Annotated in this window: 17 protein-coding genes and 1 riboswitch; of the genes, 1 reads left to right on the plus strand and 16 read right to left on the minus strand. The window is 34.9% G+C overall.

Annotation, left to right across the window (positions count from 1 at the left end; translation table 11 throughout):
• Positions 1-178: 178 nt before the first annotated feature.
• Positions 179-1,210 carry a M42 family metallopeptidase gene (locus tag H8911_RS05455; protein ID WP_117925573.1) on the minus strand — a complete coding sequence of 344 codons (1,032 nt, stop codon included), beginning with the start codon at positions 1,208-1,210 and terminating at the stop codon, positions 179-181.
• Between the two features lie 43 nt (positions 1,211-1,253).
• Between H8911_RS05455 and yaaA the strand changes: the two genes are divergently transcribed.
• The gene (yaaA, locus tag H8911_RS05460; protein WP_186998936.1) at positions 1,254-1,964 is read left to right on the plus strand and encodes a peroxide stress protein YaaA; all 711 of its coding nucleotides are present in this window, start codon (positions 1,254-1,256) and stop codon (positions 1,962-1,964) included.
• On the opposite strand, the gene H8911_RS05465 is transcribed toward yaaA, so the two are convergent.
• From H8911_RS05465 to ftsE, 15 genes are all read right to left on the minus strand, one after another.
• A complete protein-coding gene (locus tag H8911_RS05465; protein WP_186998937.1) occupies positions 1,959-2,939 on the minus strand; it encodes a Gfo/Idh/MocA family protein in 981 nt (326 codons plus the stop codon). The two genes, yaaA and H8911_RS05465, sit on opposite strands and share 6 nt — an antisense overlap.
• Positions 2,936-4,351 carry a HAMP domain-containing sensor histidine kinase gene (locus H8911_RS05470; protein WP_117925570.1) on the minus strand — a complete coding sequence of 472 codons (1,416 nt, stop codon included), beginning with the start codon at positions 4,349-4,351 and terminating at the stop codon, positions 2,936-2,938. The genes H8911_RS05465 and H8911_RS05470 overlap by 4 nt, the downstream gene beginning before the upstream one ends.
• Positions 4,352-4,411: 60 nt before the next feature.
• Positions 4,412-5,071, minus strand: coding sequence for a response regulator transcription factor (locus H8911_RS05475; RefSeq protein ID WP_117570991.1), 660 nt, complete (start codon positions 5,069-5,071; stop codon positions 4,412-4,414).
• Positions 5,072-5,086: 15 nt separating this feature from the next.
• Positions 5,087-6,421 (minus strand): phosphoglucosamine mutase, encoded by a 1,335-nt coding sequence (glmM, locus tag H8911_RS05480; RefSeq protein WP_117925569.1) that lies wholly within the window; start codon positions 6,419-6,421, stop codon positions 5,087-5,089.
• Complete coding sequence (locus tag H8911_RS05485) at positions 6,421-7,215, minus strand: CdaR family protein (protein WP_117925568.1); 795 nt, start codon at positions 7,213-7,215, stop codon at positions 6,421-6,423. Before H8911_RS05485 ends, glmM begins: the two co-directional genes overlap by 1 nt.
• On the minus strand, positions 7,199-8,137 hold the full coding sequence (gene cdaA, locus H8911_RS05490) for a diadenylate cyclase CdaA (protein ID WP_117925567.1): 939 nt from the start codon (positions 8,135-8,137) through the stop codon (positions 7,199-7,201). Before cdaA ends, H8911_RS05485 begins: the two co-directional genes overlap by 17 nt.
• A 22-nt stretch (positions 8,138-8,159) precedes the next feature.
• Entirely contained in the window at positions 8,160-8,927 is a 768-nt protein-coding gene (locus H8911_RS05495; RefSeq protein ID WP_199593202.1) for an HAD-IIB family hydrolase, read from the minus strand.
• Between the two features lie 47 nt (positions 8,928-8,974).
• On the minus strand, positions 8,975-10,549 hold the full coding sequence (locus H8911_RS05500; RefSeq protein WP_186998938.1) for a gamma-glutamyltransferase family protein: 1,575 nt from the start codon (positions 10,547-10,549) through the stop codon (positions 8,975-8,977).
• Positions 10,550-11,097: 548 nt separating this feature from the next.
• Positions 11,098-11,760, minus strand: a complete 663-nt coding sequence (locus H8911_RS05505) for a LytR/AlgR family response regulator transcription factor (RefSeq protein ID WP_186998939.1) — start codon at positions 11,758-11,760, stop codon at positions 11,098-11,100.
• A gap of 56 nt (positions 11,761-11,816) precedes the next feature.
• Positions 11,817-12,578, minus strand: coding sequence for a creatininase family protein (locus H8911_RS05510; protein ID WP_186998940.1), 762 nt, complete (start codon positions 12,576-12,578; stop codon positions 11,817-11,819).
• Positions 12,568-13,197, minus strand: coding sequence for an ECF transporter S component (locus H8911_RS05515; protein ID WP_186998941.1), 630 nt, complete (start codon positions 13,195-13,197; stop codon positions 12,568-12,570). The genes H8911_RS05510 and H8911_RS05515 overlap by 11 nt, the downstream gene beginning before the upstream one ends.
• A gap of 91 nt (positions 13,198-13,288) precedes the next feature.
• Positions 13,289-13,407, minus strand: a riboswitch (FMN riboswitch).
• A 77-nt stretch (positions 13,408-13,484) separates the two neighbouring features.
• Positions 13,485-15,458 carry an excinuclease ABC subunit UvrB gene (uvrB, locus tag H8911_RS05520; protein ID WP_186998942.1) on the minus strand — a complete coding sequence of 658 codons (1,974 nt, stop codon included), beginning with the start codon at positions 15,456-15,458 and terminating at the stop codon, positions 13,485-13,487.
• 47 nt (positions 15,459-15,505) lie between these two features.
• A complete protein-coding gene (locus H8911_RS05525; RefSeq protein WP_186998943.1) occupies positions 15,506-16,921 on the minus strand; it encodes a S41 family peptidase in 1,416 nt (471 codons plus the stop codon).
• A 96-nt stretch (positions 16,922-17,017) separates the two neighbouring features.
• Positions 17,018-17,920, minus strand: coding sequence for a permease-like cell division protein FtsX (gene ftsX / locus H8911_RS05530; protein WP_255466300.1), 903 nt, complete (start codon positions 17,918-17,920; stop codon positions 17,018-17,020).
• A complete protein-coding gene (ftsE, locus tag H8911_RS05535) occupies positions 17,917-18,603 on the minus strand; it encodes a cell division ATP-binding protein FtsE (RefSeq protein ID WP_117925559.1) in 687 nt (228 codons plus the stop codon). The genes ftsX and ftsE overlap by 4 nt, the downstream gene beginning before the upstream one ends.
• Between the last annotated feature and the right edge of the window lie 2 nt (positions 18,604-18,605).

Below are 18,605 nucleotides of genomic sequence, written 5' to 3' on the forward strand. Positions count from 1 at the left end.
ACGGTATATGCAAAAACAAGACCACATATGAAAGGTAGTCTTGAATACATTATAAACAAAAATTTAAAAAATTGGAGAAATCCAATCTTTTTGTCGTGGAAAATCATCAAAAAATGTGTTCTTCATGGAAAGACACAAAATTTTATGAATTAGGCTTGATTTTTATTATCTAATTTTTCTATTCACTTAATACATAAGCCAATGTTAGACGTGCACAATCCTCAATAGCTTGAACACTCGTTCTTTCATAGCCATGCGAATTCATACAACCAACCCCAAATACAGCAGGCATAATATTGTTTCCAGCGCGAATCGCCGCTGTAGCATCTGAGCCAAAACGATAATATGTATCTACGCAATAGTTAATATTGTTCGCTTTTGCCAAATTGATGATTTTAGTTGTTAATCCCCAATCATAAGGAGAATAGTTGTCGCTAGCCCCAATAGAAACTTTCTTTTCAGATCCATGATTATCTGGCCCAATCAAGCCGATATCCAAAGCTACATATTCACTCACTTCACTAGGAACATATGCTCCTCCATGGCCAATTTCTTCATAAATAGGAAACGCAAACAAAGTATCATAAGCCGGTGTTAGATTCTCTTCTTTCAATTGACGCAACACATCAATCACGGCTGCAACCATAGCCTTATCATCAATATGACGTGATTTAATAAAACCAAATTCTGTACGTCTAAAACGTGGTTCTACACTAATCAAATCCCCATGTTCAATCCCTAAATCATATACATCTTTAGCACAACTAACATCTTCATCCAATAAAATAGCTTCATTAAATTTATCACGCTCACGACTTCTCGCATCATCAAATACATGTGTAGAGTGCGACTTACAAATTACCATACCCTCATATGTTTTTCCACTACGAGTGTGAATATAGACATTCTCCCCTTCCACATTATGGAAATTGACTCCACCCAAGTTTTTTACTTCGATCCATCCATTGTCCATCACATGACGAACCTGCATACCAATCGTATCTAAGTGAGCTCCTACACATACAATCTTACTAGAATCTTTACCTGGTACACGAACATAGGCAGTACGTTTATTATCAAACTCAAGTTCATATCCAAACTTTCCTACCATCTCCGCTAATTTTTTATGAATTTCAGGATAAAAACCAACCACACTCGGTGTATTGATCAATTCCTCTAAATTTTTTAACATTTCTTCAGTTTTCACCATAATCTTCACTTCCCTTTCTTGACACCTATTATACAATATTATTATGAAAATAATTATCTCACCCGCTAAGAAAATGAAAATGATCGATGATATCAACATAGAGTGTACAACACCCATGTTCTTATCCAAGACAACTGAACTTTTAAATCATATTAAAAGTTTAGACTATTCAGAATTAAAATCTTATTTAAAATGTTCAGACACAATTGCCCAAACTACATATGATCAATTCCAAAATATGAGTCTAGAAGAAAATACAACACCAGCCATACTGAGCTATTCTGGCATACAATATCAATATATGGCACCCCATGTATTTACAGATGATCAAATCAAATATATTCAAGGGCATCTGTACATTCTTTCTGGATTTTATGGTCTTTTAAAGCCACTGGATGCGATCACACCCTATCGTTTAGAAATGCAGACAAAATGCCCATTCTCTTTGTATGACTTTTGGAAAGACGATCTTGCCAAACAAATCGATGAACCGATTTTAAATCTGGCGAGTGAAGAATATGCCAAAATCATACGAAAATATAAGCCATTGATTGATGTTCGTTTTGTCGAAGAAAATGGTAAAGAAAAAGGTGTTTATGCCAAGATGGCAAGAGGTGCTATGGTTCGCTATCTTGCCGAAAACAAGATTGAAAACATCAAAGATATTACTCAATTTTCAGATTTAGGATACACTTTTGATGCGAGTCAAAGCACTGAAAAATTATATATATTCCAAAAAAAGCTATCATCATGATAGCTTTTCTAATAGTTCGACAACCATTTGGGTTTGTTCCTTATACATTGTATAAGCTTCTTCATCCTTATTTAGGATGATATCCATAAAGTCCTGACACTCATACAACATGTGATTTGGTTGTTCAATACTGATTTTTTCTTTAGTGTCTGTAGCTTTTTTTCCAATTTGATCCTTTTTAGGCGCATCAAAATACACATCTTTACATACACCACTGCTCGCACCAGAGACAATAATCGTTCCTTGATCCCCTTGTACATATACTGCATAAGGACTTGAACAATCTTTAGCACCCGTACAAGTTGCGATAAAATCGGGATACTGCATAATAATAATTCCGCTTGTATCGATGCCGTTGTATCCAACATTTTTAAAATAATGAACCTCATTCGGCTTACCAAACATTCCCGTCACAAAATGTAAATTATATACATTGATATCCATTAATGCTCCACCATTGAAAGCTGTATCAAAGGCATTTGTTTGAACATGATTTTTATACTTTTGATACTTCGATGAATATTGTGAGAAATTACACTGAACCATCTTGATATTTCCGCAATTCGACATATTTTCTTTAATAATTTTATAATTTGGTAAATGCACATTTGTGATGGCTTCAAAAATATAGACACCCTTTTTTTCTGCTATTTCAAATAGTTCATTACACTCTTTTAAAGTTGGCGTAAATGGTTTTTCATTAATAACATGCTTCTCATGTTCCAACGCCATTTTTGATTGTGAATAATGTAAAGAGTTTGGACTTGCCACATAAACAATATCCACATTTTCATCATTCAACATTTCTTCCATGTCCGTGTAATACTTTTGAATCCCATGTTTTTCGGCAAATTCTTTAGCACGCTTCTCCGTTCTAGAATATACACAATATAAATTGTATCGACCATCTAAACGCATAGCTTCAATCATGCGCTCTACTATAACACCAGAGCCAATCGTTGCGACATTCATCATGCTTTTTCTCCTTTATTTTTTACCCAGTTATTTTCTTTTTTCTTCTTTTGTTTTTTTGTTTTACGATAAATGATAAAGCGAACTCCATCCTCGCTGTTTTCACCTTTCACAATATAGTGGTTGGCCTTACAAACCTTAGAAACAATGGATAATCCTAGTCCGAAACGTCCTCCTTCGCCTTTTTCATAAGGTCTAAATAAAGATTGAATGCGATCTTCAGGCATCTTTGGACCATCATTACTAATACACAACCAGTCTTCTCTTACTTCAATCTTAATGTAAGATTTCGCATAACGGAATGCATTTTCCATAATGTTTTCAATGGCTACACGCCACGCTTCAATCAAACCATCAAAGAAGACTTCTTCTACATCTGTAATCACTTGAATTTCAGGGCGAATCACGGCTGCATTTAATACAACCTGTTCCACAACATCCTTCATATTTGTGACTACACCCTCAGCATCACTTGCCACCAAGTATTCAACACGATTCATATACAATAAAGAATGTACCTTATTTTCTAATCTTTGTGCATTATCTAAGATGACATCAACACTGCTTTCCAAAGTTCCATAAGGATAGATACCATCTTTAATAGATTCAGCGTACGATTTAATTGTCGCAATCGGCGTTTTTAAATCATGCGAAATATTATGAATCATATCTTCTTTGGCTTTATCCTGCTTTTTCAATTCTTCATTCATCTTCACAATCGCAGTCGCCATTTCACCAATTTCATCATCACGATTTAAATGAAGTTCTACTTCTTTTCCATCTTTAATTTGTTCAATATAATTTCGAATTAAATTCAAAGGATGAATAATTGAGAATACCCACATTAAAATAATCAGGAATACAATCATAAACGCAATCACAATAACGTATACCGTAGAATCAATCAATGAATCTCTAAATTGTGTCGCGTACGTATCATCCATAAAACTTGCCAAAATTATACCGTCATGACAATAGATCAAACGATAATAATACTTCGAATTTGCGACTATAATCGTTCCCTGTAGTGCTTCTTCATTTTCGGAATTCATTTGTTTAGATTGATCTAATAAATATTCATATACTTTATGATTCACTGGTTTTCTTTTGGAACTCTGATTTGAGATCACATTCATTTTACCATCTTGAATAATACAGTTTGTTTGAACACTGTCACTCGCTAAGAAAGCATAAATGTCATCTATACTATCGGTTTGTTTCGAATCCACTAATCCAACGATCGATGTTTGTCGATTTAAGATCAGTTCATACATTTGTTTAGTAATGGTTCGATCAATATTATCGCTGACAAACACAAAGAAAAACATGATAAAAAACATCAAAACCGTCAAAATAATTGTTAAAATTTGTCGCGTTAATGACATTTTTTGAAAATAAAAGGAAGGTCCCTTCATAAAATATCACCTCATCATAAACATTTTACCATAAGAAAAAGAAAAGGGGATACATTTGTATCACCCTAAACGATATCCATATCCATAGATTGTATGAATGTTTAAATTTGGAAGTTTTTTACGCAAACGACGCAAAGTATCATCTACGACACGATCACTACCAAAGTAGTTTTCATCCCAAACATTTTCAAGAATTTTATCACGTGAGAAGGCAATTCCTTTGTTTTTGATAAACATCATCAACAAGTCAAATTCCTTTGTCGTTAATTCAATTTCTACATTGTCCGCATAGATTTTTCGTTGTTCTTCATCCAATTCATATCCATCAATGCTAATGCGATTATTATCATCACGATAAGCACGCTTAATAATATTGTTGACTCTTAATACTAATTCTTTAGGTGAAAATGGTTTTGTGATATAGTCATCGCAGCCTTTCTCTAATCCAATAATACGGTCAAATTCTTTATCACGCGCAGACATAAAGATAACTGGCGTTTCTGGTCCTTGAAGACGAATTTCTTCAATCAAGTCAAAACCAGATTTGTCATCCAACATAATATCTAAGATCCACAAATGCACATCATCATCCGCAACATGTGCACTTGCCTCTTCGTATGTATAGTAAGAATGAACCTCATATCCTTCTTTTCGTAAGTATTGGGCAACTAGATTATTGATATCCTTCTCGTCTTCAACAATACTAATGACTCTTTTCATTGGGCCACCCTCTTTCTAAAAATTATTTTCTTCTAAGAAATCTGTAACACGCTTAACATATTGAGCACATAACTCATCTGTCTTCGCTTCCACCATGACACGAATCAATGGTTCTGTCCCACTTGGACGAACTAAGATACGTCCTTCATTTCCTAAATCATTCGCAACTGCATCTACAACTTCTTGTAGTTCTTTACTTTCTAGACATGCATTCTTATCTTTAACAGTCACATTCTTTAATAACTGTGGATAAATAAACAATCCTTCACTTAATTCCTTTAATGATTTTCCTGTAGCTTTCATGATTTCTAGAATCTTTAAAGCCGTCATTAAACCATCACCCGTTACTTCATGTTCTAAGAAAATGATGTGTCCACTTTGTTCTCCACCAACCCAGTAGTCATTCTTCTGCATTTCTTCAAATACATACTTATCTCCTACTGCCGTTTGAATATAATCAATCTTATTGGCATCTAAAGCCTTATATAAACCTAGGTTTGCCATAACCGTTGTGACAACCATATTCTTGTTTAAATGATTGATTGATTTCATGTAGCGAGAACAAATATATAAGATGTAGTCTCCATCGCAAAGCTTTCCATCTGAATCCACCATGATCAAACGATCGGCATCGCCATCAAATGCCAAACCAATATCATAGTCCCCTTCACGCATCATTCTTTGTAGTCCTTCAGGATGTGTAGATCCACACTTATTGTTGATATTGATTCCATTTGGCGAATTGCTGATGGCATCTACTGTAGCACCTAAAGAATCCAATGTTTCTACCGCTGTACTTGTCGCAGACCCATTTGCCAAGTCACAAAGAATCTTCATACCAGATAAATCTACAGGAACACATTCTTTTAACCAGCTCATATAGATTTCTAGTCCATCTTCCCATTCGAAATATTCTCCAATGTGATCTCCAGTCACTAGATCTAAATCGGTTAATCCATCCATAAATTTTTCAACTTCAAGAAGAAGTTCTTCTTCCATCTTCTCTCCATTGTGGTTAAAACACTTGATTCCATTATCATAATACGGATTGTGACTTGCACTTACCATGATTCCACAATCAAAGCGTTCTTTACGAACCAAATAAGATATAGCCGGAGTTGGACATACACCTAATAAATAGACTTGAGCCCCCATGCTTGTAGCACCCGCCGCAAGACCTAATTCAAACATGTCTCCACTAAGTCTTGTATCTTTACCAATCAAGATTTTCGCATGTTTTTCTTTTCCATAATACCAGCCTAAATATTGTCCAATTTTAATGGACATATCCAAAGTTAAACCTTCATTCGCTCTTCCACGAACTCCATCTGTTCCAAAATACTTACCCATTACTCTGAATCCTCCTTGTCTGATGATGTATTTTTAGCTAATTTCACACTTGCATGTACTGTCTCTGGTGATAGTGTAACATTTACTCGATTACCCTTCGCATCATAAGCCGCCAACGCTGCATTAGCCTCAAAATCTTGAATTTGACCTGTACAGTCAATCAACGCCTTCACAATTCGAATTGAATTCAATTGATTCTGGCTTGCCGTAATTTTAACTGTCATCACATCTAATGTAGGTGTTTCAAAATCAGTTACCTTTTGATTTGATCCCACCAACAATTCTGGTTGGATTGTGAATGATTTTGTAACTTTTTTAGAAAGTGTAACATCAATTGTAGCAGGATCTACAACAGCTTCAATTTTTTCTGGCAAATTCTTTACCTTTAAATTGATGATATTTTCACCTTCCGAATATTTTTTCAAGTCAGCTACGACTTGCACACTACCCTTTGAACGGAATACCTGAATACTTGTCGCATCTCCAGTTAATGAAACATCTACTGTACTTGGCACACCAGCCACATCATATTTATCTGTATCTGCTAGTACTTCAACAGCTACATTTCTTAGATCCACAGTTGTTCTGGTATCGTTAAACAATTTTAAACTAATATCTTCATAGTTGATCACAACACAAATCATGATGGATAAAACCAAAGAAATAATTACAGATCCTTTTTTATCAAATAATACACGGTCTACGAGTTTACTAACTTTTTGAAATATCAAAGTCAGTAAACCACGCAACTCATTAAACCATACAGAAGGGCTCTTCTTATTTGGAGATTCCATGTTGACTGCCCTCCTTTTTCTGTTCATATAAATTCACAATTTCAATTGCCTTCACACGCTCATCCTTATTTGCGTCCTCAGTCTGCTTTTTAGCACGTTTGCCCATGGACTTGGCCTGAGACAACATAGGAACAAGAATTGAAGACGGATTTTGACTTGATTCTGTCACTAACATATTTGTTAGATAACGCTGTAAACCTTCTGGTGGATATTGCGTTAACTGGCCGTTGACCGCAACTGAAATATTTCCTGTTTCTTCACTCACAATAATTGTGATTGAGTCTGTAATTTCACTAATGCCGACAGCCGCTCTATGTCTTGCTCCATACTTACTAGGAAGATCCTTTGTGGTTGGAGGAAAATAAGCTGCTGCACACGCTATTTTATTCCCCTGAATAATAACGGCACCATCATGCATTGGTGTTCCATACTGAAATATTGTTCCTAATAATTCAGTTGAAACTTCCGAATCCATCACAATTCCTGTACGAATAAAATCGGACAAGCTCTGTGTTCTTTCAATAGAAATCAAGGCTCCTGTCTTTGATTTTGACATTTCTGCGCATGCCTCTACCAATTCATTGATCATTTGTTGAATTTGTGAAACGGAGACATCCGTTGTTAAGATGGCTGTTGTTTTACCAACTTTCTCCAACATACCACGAATTTCAGGTTGGAAAACAACCAAAATAACGACAACTCCCCAATTCAAGAACATTTCAATCAAATAATTTAAAGCATTTAAGCCTAGCCATACGGCTAAAGCCTTGATTAAAACGATAATCAATACACCCTTCACAAGTTGGATCGTACGTGAATTATTACGCACAATTCTTAGTCCAGAATATATCAATCCCCATACTACTAAAATATCCAATAATAATCGAATTAGGAATGTAATATCAGATAAGCTGAAACTCATCTAAAATACCCCCTTATTTTATTTATAAATTTTTTGAAATTAAATCACTTACTGAATCATACTCAACTTGAGCATGTGCTTTTACATCTTCATCTGCACACGACATAACTGAACCATGCACACCAAATTCAATCAACGGAATATCATTATGTCCATCACCAATTGTATATACATCTTCTTCTTTGATATTCGCATATTCAATCAAGAAATCTATACCTGTCGCTTTAGAAACCCCCTTTGGAACAATATCAACAACGAAATTATTTGGATAAGCAACAACTTGTTCATAATACAAATCATTGATTTTACTTGCCACTTCTAAAGCTGAATCTGTATCTTCCATTGATAATACGATCTGCGCAAAATGTGTCATATCCAACAACTCGGCTTCCGTAACATCTGGTTTTAAATTTGGATAACGATGATCCACTGCATCTGGCTGCAATACAATACGATGACGGTGAATTCCATCATTTACAACATAACTAATCACAGTGTCTAATTTTTTAACATTATGTAAAATGTCTACGCAAACATCAAAATTCAAATAATTCGACAACAAGACATCTCCATTTTCGCCAAAAACCATACCACCATTATTTGTGATCAAATAATCACATGGTAAATTAAATAATTTGATTTGCGCATCAATCGATTCTTTAGAACGACCCGTCACAATCACGAATTTGTTCCCCTTATTTTTCCATTCTTCAATCGATTTTAAATCTTCTGGCATTACATCCTGTGCATAACGTAATGTACCATCATAATCTGTAGCTAAAAGCTTCATGTATAATTCCTCAACTTTTCTATTTACCCTAATTTTATCACATACATTTAATAACAGGCAATATTACTATCCGTCCTTGATTCACATCCTGCAACATAGACACCATTTTCTAATCGAATAATGACTTGTCCACGTCCAAACATTGCTAATTCGGACTCTATTTCAATTTCATGACCACGTTTCTTTAATTCAGTAATTATATTCTCATCAAAGCCTGGCTCAACAATAAATTTCATATTCTCTATCCACTGAAATCGTTTGGCATCTAAAGCCATCTGTGGATTTAAATGAAAATCAATCATGTTTGTGACAACTTGCATATGTCCCTGTGGCTGCATATAACCGCCCATTACACCAAAAGGCCCAACAGGTTTATCATCTTTTGTCAAAAAACCAGGAATAATTGTATGATACGTCTTTTTATGAGGCATCAAGTAATTTACATGAGATGGATCTAAACTAAAATCATATCCACGATTTTGTAAGGAAACTCCATCTACGACAATGCCACTACCAAATCCCATATAGTTTGATTGAATATATGAAACCATATTGCCATCTTTATCTGCTGTGCACAAATAGACTGTACCGGAGCCATGCGGCTTATCTACCCTTGGTGGCAAAGCCAAATGACCAATTTGACTTGCTCTTTGTTTACCATAATCAACACTTATCAAATCATCCACTGGCATATTCATACATTTAGGATCTGTAACATATTCTTTGGCATCCGCAAAAGCCATTTTTAAAGCTTCCATCTGCGTATGAATACAATCCACATCTCTTTCTTTAAATTGAAAATTATTTAAAACATTCAAAGCCATTAAAGCCACAATGCCCTGTCCATTAGGAGGTAATTCCCACACTTGATAGCCATGATAAGCTACATGAATTGGATTGACCCATTCAACCTTGTGATCTTCTAAATCTTGTTTTCGTAAGAATCCACCAAATCTTTTAGATTCTTCATCAATTCGATCTGCCAATTCTCCATAATACAAAGAATCTGTATTTGTATCAGCAATCTTTTCTAGTGCATCCGCAAGTTTTGGCATGCAAATCATCTGTCCTGGTTCAGGTGTTTTTCCATCAAAAGTAAAAGTATCATACCAGCTCTTAAACTCCTCACTATTTGGAATCGCATTTAATGCTTTTTTCCACATACGAGCAATCTCTGCACTGACTGGATATCCATTTCTTGCATAATCAATGGCAGGTTCTAATAACTTTTTAAACGGCAAAGAACCAAATCTTTCACTTAAAGCTTTCCAACCCTTTACTGCACCAGGCACCGTAACTGGAATCCATCCTCGTTTTGGAATTTCATCCACTTTATCTGCCGAAATCGCATATGGAGAATGACCTGAACTGTTCATGCCATACATCTTATTTTTCATCCACACAATCGCAAATCCATCGGATCCAAGTCCATTTGAACATGGTTCTACAACCGTCAAACAAGCTGCCGTCGCAATGGCCGCATCTACGGCATTTCCACCCTGCATAAGCATTCTTAAACCAGCTTGTGTAGCTAAATTATTTCCTGTGCAGACAACTCCGTTTCGTGCAATCACATTCGTTCTTTTGGATGCGAATGGATTATCATAATAGTTAATTTCCATATCTTCATCACCGAGACAATTATACAAAAATTAGAGCAGACATTCCATCTGCTCTGATTTATTTATTCACTTTTTTTAAACCGGATAACTTTTCTACCTTATCCAATTTTTTATCATCCGCATTATGATTTTATTCTATTCATTTTCCTTAAGCATTTTCTCAAGTATGACCATATATGAGTATCTTTAAGTTCCATGATCTAGATTGGATGATATCCTTAACATTCCAAGTACTCTATCCTTTTTGTGATTATTCACTCAATAAAACCCTTTATCTAAATCCTATTTCCTTTTCTTGTTAAGTTCCACTGAATGTTTTTTCTAGAATTCCTCTAGCTTAACCTTTGGAGCCTTCTCTCCATAGCTTCAACTTTTTATAGTTAAAACTTTCCGTTTCAACCCTATGTTATTGTCATCTTCTCACCGCTCTCTTTTTGTCTCAAGAGAAGTTTTCTCTGCTCTTACTTCTCTTTGCACTTTCATTATAACCAACAAAATCAAAAAGAAAAGACAAGTGGTAAAACTCGCCTTTTTACTGGTAAAATCGGTTATTTCATCGATATCTTTCGTTTTTTTCCTCTCGAAACAGGAATCAGAACCTTGTTTATAAGCTCAACTTCATCTTTATACCAAACCACAATATATTTAGAATTCACAATATAGGATACGTGTACTCGTAAAAAACCGAACTCTTTAAACACTTCTTCAAGTGCATTCATACTATCACGCTTATGAAAAACGCCTTTTTTTGTATAGAAATACACCATCTTTTCATTCTTTTCCAAATAGTAGATATCTTCATACGAAAGATTCATACGAACTCCATCATAATTAAATTCATATACATGACTTTGAATACATTGCGAACGAATCATTTGATCATAAGCTGAAATGTCATCTGCGATATTTTCTTTTGAAATATAGAACACACGACTTCTTTCATCATCGCCACGCGTCTTAATTGGATTTTCACACACATAAATCACAATCGCATTTGGATTATCATGTACAAATACACTTTCAATACGATTCGTCTTAAACATTTCATCAAACACAAATAATTGATACTCTTCTTTCTTCATCCGTTTTGCCAGATCACTCGCCTTTAAGTAATGACGAAAACACCAATCCTCATGCATAAACAATTTAGATAATTGAAAAACGATGTCCTTAGTTTCTTTTTCATATTCTAATATGGCTACTTTTATCATACTTATAATTATAAAGAGTGAACGCATTTTTATCAAATGTAAACCATTTCAAAATATTATTCTTTAAAGTCACGAATTAAAATCAAATCCTTAACAATTTCTTTTGCGCTAATTGATAAAATGATTTCTCCCTTTTCTTTAGTCGCACCCTTTGGATCTCCACCAATCCCAATTGGTTTTTGCTGCTCAGTTACCCAATCCGATGCAAGCCAAGACAAATGTGCTTTCATAGCTGTATTTTTAGGAATACCCTTTTCACTTGTTTCTAACTTAACTAAACTTTCATCAATTGCCATGACCATGGAAGTTTCCATTTCTCCACCATGAAAATCAAAAGTATTCCCTTTAGAAATTGTTGCCTTTACAACTGGATGATCAAAGGCTCCTGAGTTTAATACAAATGGATACACTTTAAAATCGCTTCTTACTTCTCTAGAAATCAAATTTGCGACCGGTGCATTTCCACCATGACATACAAGAAAAGCCAATTTTTTAAAGCCATGATGAGCTAGACTTTCACATAAGTCATACAACATATGATAGTAAGTCATAGGTTTAAATGTAATAGAGCCACAAAACTCTTTATGTTCCGTACTCAATCCAACTGGAATGACTGGAAACAACAATAAATGTATGTCCTCATCCTTTAACTCTTTTTCAATATAGTCACACATGGCTGTGGCAATGAGTGTATCCGTACCAAGTGGTGCTTGATTTCCATGTTGTTCTAATGCACCTAATGGAATCAAAACAATTGTGTTTTCTCGATCGACTTGTTCCATTTCTAAACGTGTTAATTCTTGATACTTACAAATCATACTTATTTGCCTCATAAATAAACTTAAAACTTGGACGAATGGCAGACAATCTTTCCATCAAGAAATATCCAATGATATAGTTAGCTGAGATTTTGATCAAGTTAAATGGAATTGTCGCAAATGCAATAAATGAAATTAAATCTTTAATACTTGGATTTACAGAACCTACCATTTGCACAACAGAATCTAACGGCATTCCCATAGCTTTGGCATATAGTGGCAAAGTAATACATGCATTACAGAAACATGCGAATACAGTACGAATTAGAATTCCAACAATTAAAGAGACAATAACAGCTTTTCTTGTCTTATTCATCTTCTTGTACACAAACCATGTTGGTAAAATAAATAGAGCAATTCCTAAAAGATTTGCGAGTTCACCCACATAAGCTGTATTTGTTCCTACAGTCACTACTTTTACAATCAATTTAATAACTTCAACTAAAGTGGCAGATACAGGTCCTAGACTAAATAGGGCAATAATACTTGGTACATCACTAAAATCAATCTTGTAGAATGGTGGCATCATTGGTAAAGAAAATTCCAGTGACATCAGTGCCCCGGCAAGACCTGCAAGCATCGCCGTTAATACAATTGTTTGAACATTCCATTTTTTCATCTTTTTACCTCCTTTTGATTCGGATAAGCTCTTCCAAAAGGAAAACCCCAAGAAAAATCTTCTCGGGGTCTAAAAAATACAAAAAATACTTTTGTGTCTTCTACCATCCAGACTATACTGTCGGTCTTGGAATTACACCAAGTCAGCCACTTGCGTGGGTCGCGGACTTTTACCGCCGGTAGGGAATTGCACCCTGCCCCGAAGAACTCATTGAATCTATGTTCGCAAATAAAATAACACACTTATTTTCATTATGCAATTAATTTGTTTATTTTTTCACAATGTGACTATTTTTCACCTTTCATCTCAAATAAGATATCTCTTAACTGCGCTGCTCTTTCGAAATCTAAAGTACGAGCTGCCTCTTTCATTTCCTGCTCTAATTCTTTGATCATCTTTTCCTTTTGTTTTGCCGGCAACTTTTTCTTCTTCAAATACTTAGCTGCCATTTCCTTAGTTTCCTTAGAACGAACTACATCGTGGATTGGTTTGATGATTGTCTTAGGAACAATACCATGTTTTTCATTGTATTCCATCTGAATCGATCTACGTCTTGCGGTTTCATCTATGGCTTCTTGCATACTTTCCGTAATTTTGTCGGCATACATAATAACTTTACCTTTGGCATTACGTGCCGCACGACCAATAATCTGAATCAATGATCGTCTTGATCTTAAGAAACCTTCTTTATCCGCATCTAATATCGCAATCAAGCTGACTTCCGGAATATCCAAGCCTTCCCTTAATAAGTTGATACCTACAAGTACATCGTATTTTCCTTGGCGTAAATCATGAATGATCTCCGTACGTTCAATCGTTGTAACTTCATGGTGTAGCCACGCTACTTTTAAATCCATATTCTTTAAATAGGAAGTTAAATCTTCAGCCATACGAACCGTTAGCGTCGTAATCAGAGTTCTTTCATGTTTTTCAAGGCGCTCCTTGATTTCATCTACTAAGTCATCAATTTGACCTTCAATAGGACGTACTTCGACTTCCGGGTCTAAAAGACCTGTTGGACGAATGATTTGTTCAACAATTTCCCCATGCGTTTGATCCAGTTCATAATCTCCAGGTGTTGCAGATACAAAGATGGCATTTTTAATCAACCCCTCAAATTCATTAAAACGCAAAGGTCGATTATCTAAAGCACTTGGAAGTCTAAAGCCATAATCCACCAATATTTGTTTTCTTGCGCGGTCTCCATTATACATGCCACGAATTTGTGGTAAAGAAACATGACTTTCATCTACCACAAGCAAGAAATCATCTGGAAAATAATCAAATAGTGTATACGGTTTTTCGCCTGGTTTTCTGCCATCAATATGCCTTGAATAGTTTTCAATACCTGGACATACGCCAAATTCCCTTAATGCTTCTATATCATAACGACACCTTTGTTCCAAACGCTCTTTTTCTAATGGTTTATCCTGCTCATCAAAATAAGCCAATCTTTCATCCAATTCTTCTTGAATTGTGTCTGCTGCATGATTGATGATATCCATACTTGTCGCATAGCCATTGGCCGGATAAATAATATACAGCTGATAAGATTGATTGACATGTCCTGTTACTGGATCGACTTCACAAATTCTTTCCACTTCATCATCAAACATTTCAATACGAATTAAATAACGATCTGTATGACCTGGTGTGATTTCAATGACATCCCCACGTACTCTAAAAGTCCCTCTTAATGGATCTGTATCATTACGCTTATATTGTTGATGTACTAACGCTAGCATCAATTCATTTCTTTCAATGATCTGTCCGCTTCTTAAAGTAAAGATCATATGACGATATTGTTCTGGATTACTAGCACCATAAATAGAGGCAACACTAGCTACAATAATCGTATCTCTTCTTTCTAAAACACTATTTACAGCTGCCATTCTAAGCATATCCAATTCTTCATTGGTCTTTGTGTTTTTATCAATATATGTATCTGTTTTTGGCAAATAGGCTTCTGGCTGGTAATAATCAAAATAAGAGACGAAATATTCCACACGATTATGTGGAAAAAATTCTTTAAATTCGGAATACAACTGTCCCGCCAAAGTTTTATTATGTGCAAACACCAAGGTTGGTCGATTCACTTGGGCAATCACATTCGAAATTGTAAATGTTTTTCCAGTTCCTGTAGCTCCCAACAGTACTTGAAATTTTTTATCTTCTTTTAAACCAGAAACCAATTCCCTAATAGCTTCTGGCTGATCTCCACTCGGTTTATATTCAGATATTAATTCAAACTGATTTTTCATACGTTCACATCCTTCTTCTCCATTATATACAAAAAGTAGGTTTATACCTACTTTTGTGCCTCTTCTATCGCTTTTTGTCTTTGCGTATCATCACTTGGTGTTCCATTCATCTTCAACAATACTTTTTCCATCAAAAGATCCCACGTCTTTTTATCACAATCTCCCGTTACTTCTAAACGATTGTCCTGTTGAAAACTTGCCAAAGCTTGAGAGCTGGTATTTGAAAAATATGTATCTGTTCGATCCACATCATATCCTAAATACTTCAGATATACTTGTAAAGCTTGGGCATTATCATCCACGCTGTCTTTTTTGATGACATCCTTTTTCTTGACTTTATAATAGGACGTTGTCTTCACTTCTCCAAGTTTTACTTCAATATCTGGTTTAAAACCCTTCTTGTTGATACTTGTACCTTTTGGCGTATACCAACGTGCCACTGTATACTTAAAACTTGTTCCATCTGAGAATGGTACTGTAACTTGTTCGGTACCTTTACCGTAAGATGTTGTTCCTACCGTAATCACTGTATCCCCTAAATTATCTTTTAAAGCACCAATCAAAACTTCGGCTGCACTTGCCGTATTTTCATTTTGTAGAACAATAATTTTACCCATTTTTACTTGATTGAATTCATCTTTTGCCATTTCTTTAGTAAACTTGCCATCTTTATCTTTTTCCTTAAAGACAACTGACTTTTTGGGAATCAAAGAACTTGAAATTTCCAATGCCGCATTTAAATAGCCGCCACCATTATTACGTAAATCTAAGACCAACTTTTTGATCCCCGCTTCTTGTAGGCGAGACATTGCCTTTGAGAAATCTTTGCCACTATTTTCTGAGAAACTCGTTAGAATAATTTCTCCATAACCTTCGTATACGTTACATACGACCGTTGAATCAAAAGTACCTGGAATCAAATTTGTCGTATATTCTTTTCCATCACGAAGATATTTTGTTTTAACATTCTGCCCTTCATGCGCCTTAATATATTTAATGATTGTGTCTGAATCATTTTCACTACATTTTAAATCATCTAATGAAATGATTTCATCTTGGGGTTTTAAGCCTTTCTTATCCGCTGTTGAATTGATGTATACGTTGGATACGACGAAGTTTTTACTTTCATTTAAATAAAAAGAGATCCCTAATCCTACATTACTTCCTTCAAGACTGCTTGAAAAGGCTCTGGCTTGTTCTAAGTCAAAATAGTTTGTATGAACATCTTGATCTAGAGTTGTCATTCCATCAATAGCTTGTTCCATAAGTTTGGAATCCAAATTTTTGATTTTATTCGAATAATACCAATCTGAATTCAAAATTGAATAAATGGTATCAAATTTTTCTTGTTCTTTACTATTTCCTGTCGTTTTTTTATTTAAAATAGCTGGTACACTTATGCCTGCGCCAAAACATGCAATGCATAGTAGTGTAATCAATATTGTTTGACTTTTTTTTCTCATAAGCTCATCCTATTCTAAAACAAAATGGGACGAATCATTCGCCCCAATAATTCCATATAGAAAGTATACGAAACAATCCTTTATTCTGCAATGTTTTTATCGTTTCATTTTCAAATATTTTCTTGCCGCAAACAAGGATGCGAACCCACCAATCAAGGCTCCCGCAAGAATGATAGAGAGTCCTACTTGAAAGCTGATTGTACTTGGTTTAAATAGGGCAAACATAGGTGTGAATAGTTTTCCGTCTAAACTTTCGTACAGCTTTTCATATCCAAAATGCACCAATAAATATGGAATGATAGATCCAATTAGTCCAATAAAAATACCTTCGACAATGAATGGATTACTGATGAAACCATTCGTTGCACCTACTGTACGCATAATAATAATTTCATCACTTCTTGAATCAATTGTCGTTCGAATCGCGTTATAAATCAAATATAAAGACAATAGAGTCAATAAAGCAACAATGCCTAAACCAATCTTTTGAATCATATTCAACATGTCTACTAAGCTTGTAACGCTGTCTCCTCCAAAAGCTGTGCTGGATACGCCATCAATTTTTTGAATCTGCACACTTGTTTTACGGATAGAAGAAGCATTCTTTACATAAACAAAGAAAGCATTGGATAAGGGATTTGTTTCTCCTCGATAAGCTTTAAAAGCATCTCCCTTTTCTTTGATCATAAGTTCAAGTTCATCATCTTTAGAGGATACTTCTACCTTTGAAACATTCTTCAATTTAGATATTTCACTCTGAATACTTGATATAGCTGTTTCATCATCGATATCCTCATTTAAAATAATGTGAATACTCAAATCTTTTTGAACATCATTCGAAAAATAATTAACGTGTAATCCAATAATCAATATCGAACCAATCAAAAGTAGGGTAATGCCAATGGCACTAATGGCAGAAAAGCACAACATAATATGTCTTTTCATTTGGAGAAAGGCATACTTCAATTCGTATAAAAAAGTACGTAAACCTTTCATCATAAACTCTTATACCCACCTTTATTCGAATCGTGAATCACATATCCTTTGTCTAACATAATCGTACGTTTTTTAAAGCGGTCAACCAATACTTTATCATGTGTAACCATCATGATTGTTGTATCTAGTTTTTGGTTGATTTTTTCTAATAATGAAATAATTTCTAAACTCTTTTCGGGATCTAGATTTCCTGTTGGTTCATCTGCAATCAAAACTTTTGGTTTATTCGCAATGGCACGGCCAATCGTTACACGCTGTTGTTGTCCTCCAGATAATTCGTCTGGATAACTTCTAGCCTTTTCTTTCAAATCAACAAGCTCTAATACTTCCATTACACGTTTACGAATTTGTTTGCGTGGCATACCCACAACTTCTAGGGCAAAGGCAATATTTTCAAAGACAGTTAATTTTGGAAGTAAACGATAATCTTGAAATACGCAGCCAACATTACGTCTATAGTATGGAACTTTTCTATGTTTTAAGGCCCCTACATTAATACCATCTACAATAACTGCACCTTCATCTGGAACTTCTTCTCCATTTAGCACTTTGATCAATGTAGATTTACCAGAACCTGTGGCTCCAATCACATAAACAAATTCACCTTTATCAATATGTAAATTTACATGATTTAAAGCATGTACTCCATTGGGATATGCTTTTGAAACATCTTTTAAATCAATCATAA

Origin of the sequence: Holdemanella hominis, from assembly GCF_014306155.1 — a bacterium.
In the GTDB taxonomy this organism is placed as follows: Bacteria; Bacillota_I; Bacilli_A; order Erysipelotrichales; family Erysipelotrichaceae; genus Holdemanella; species Holdemanella hominis.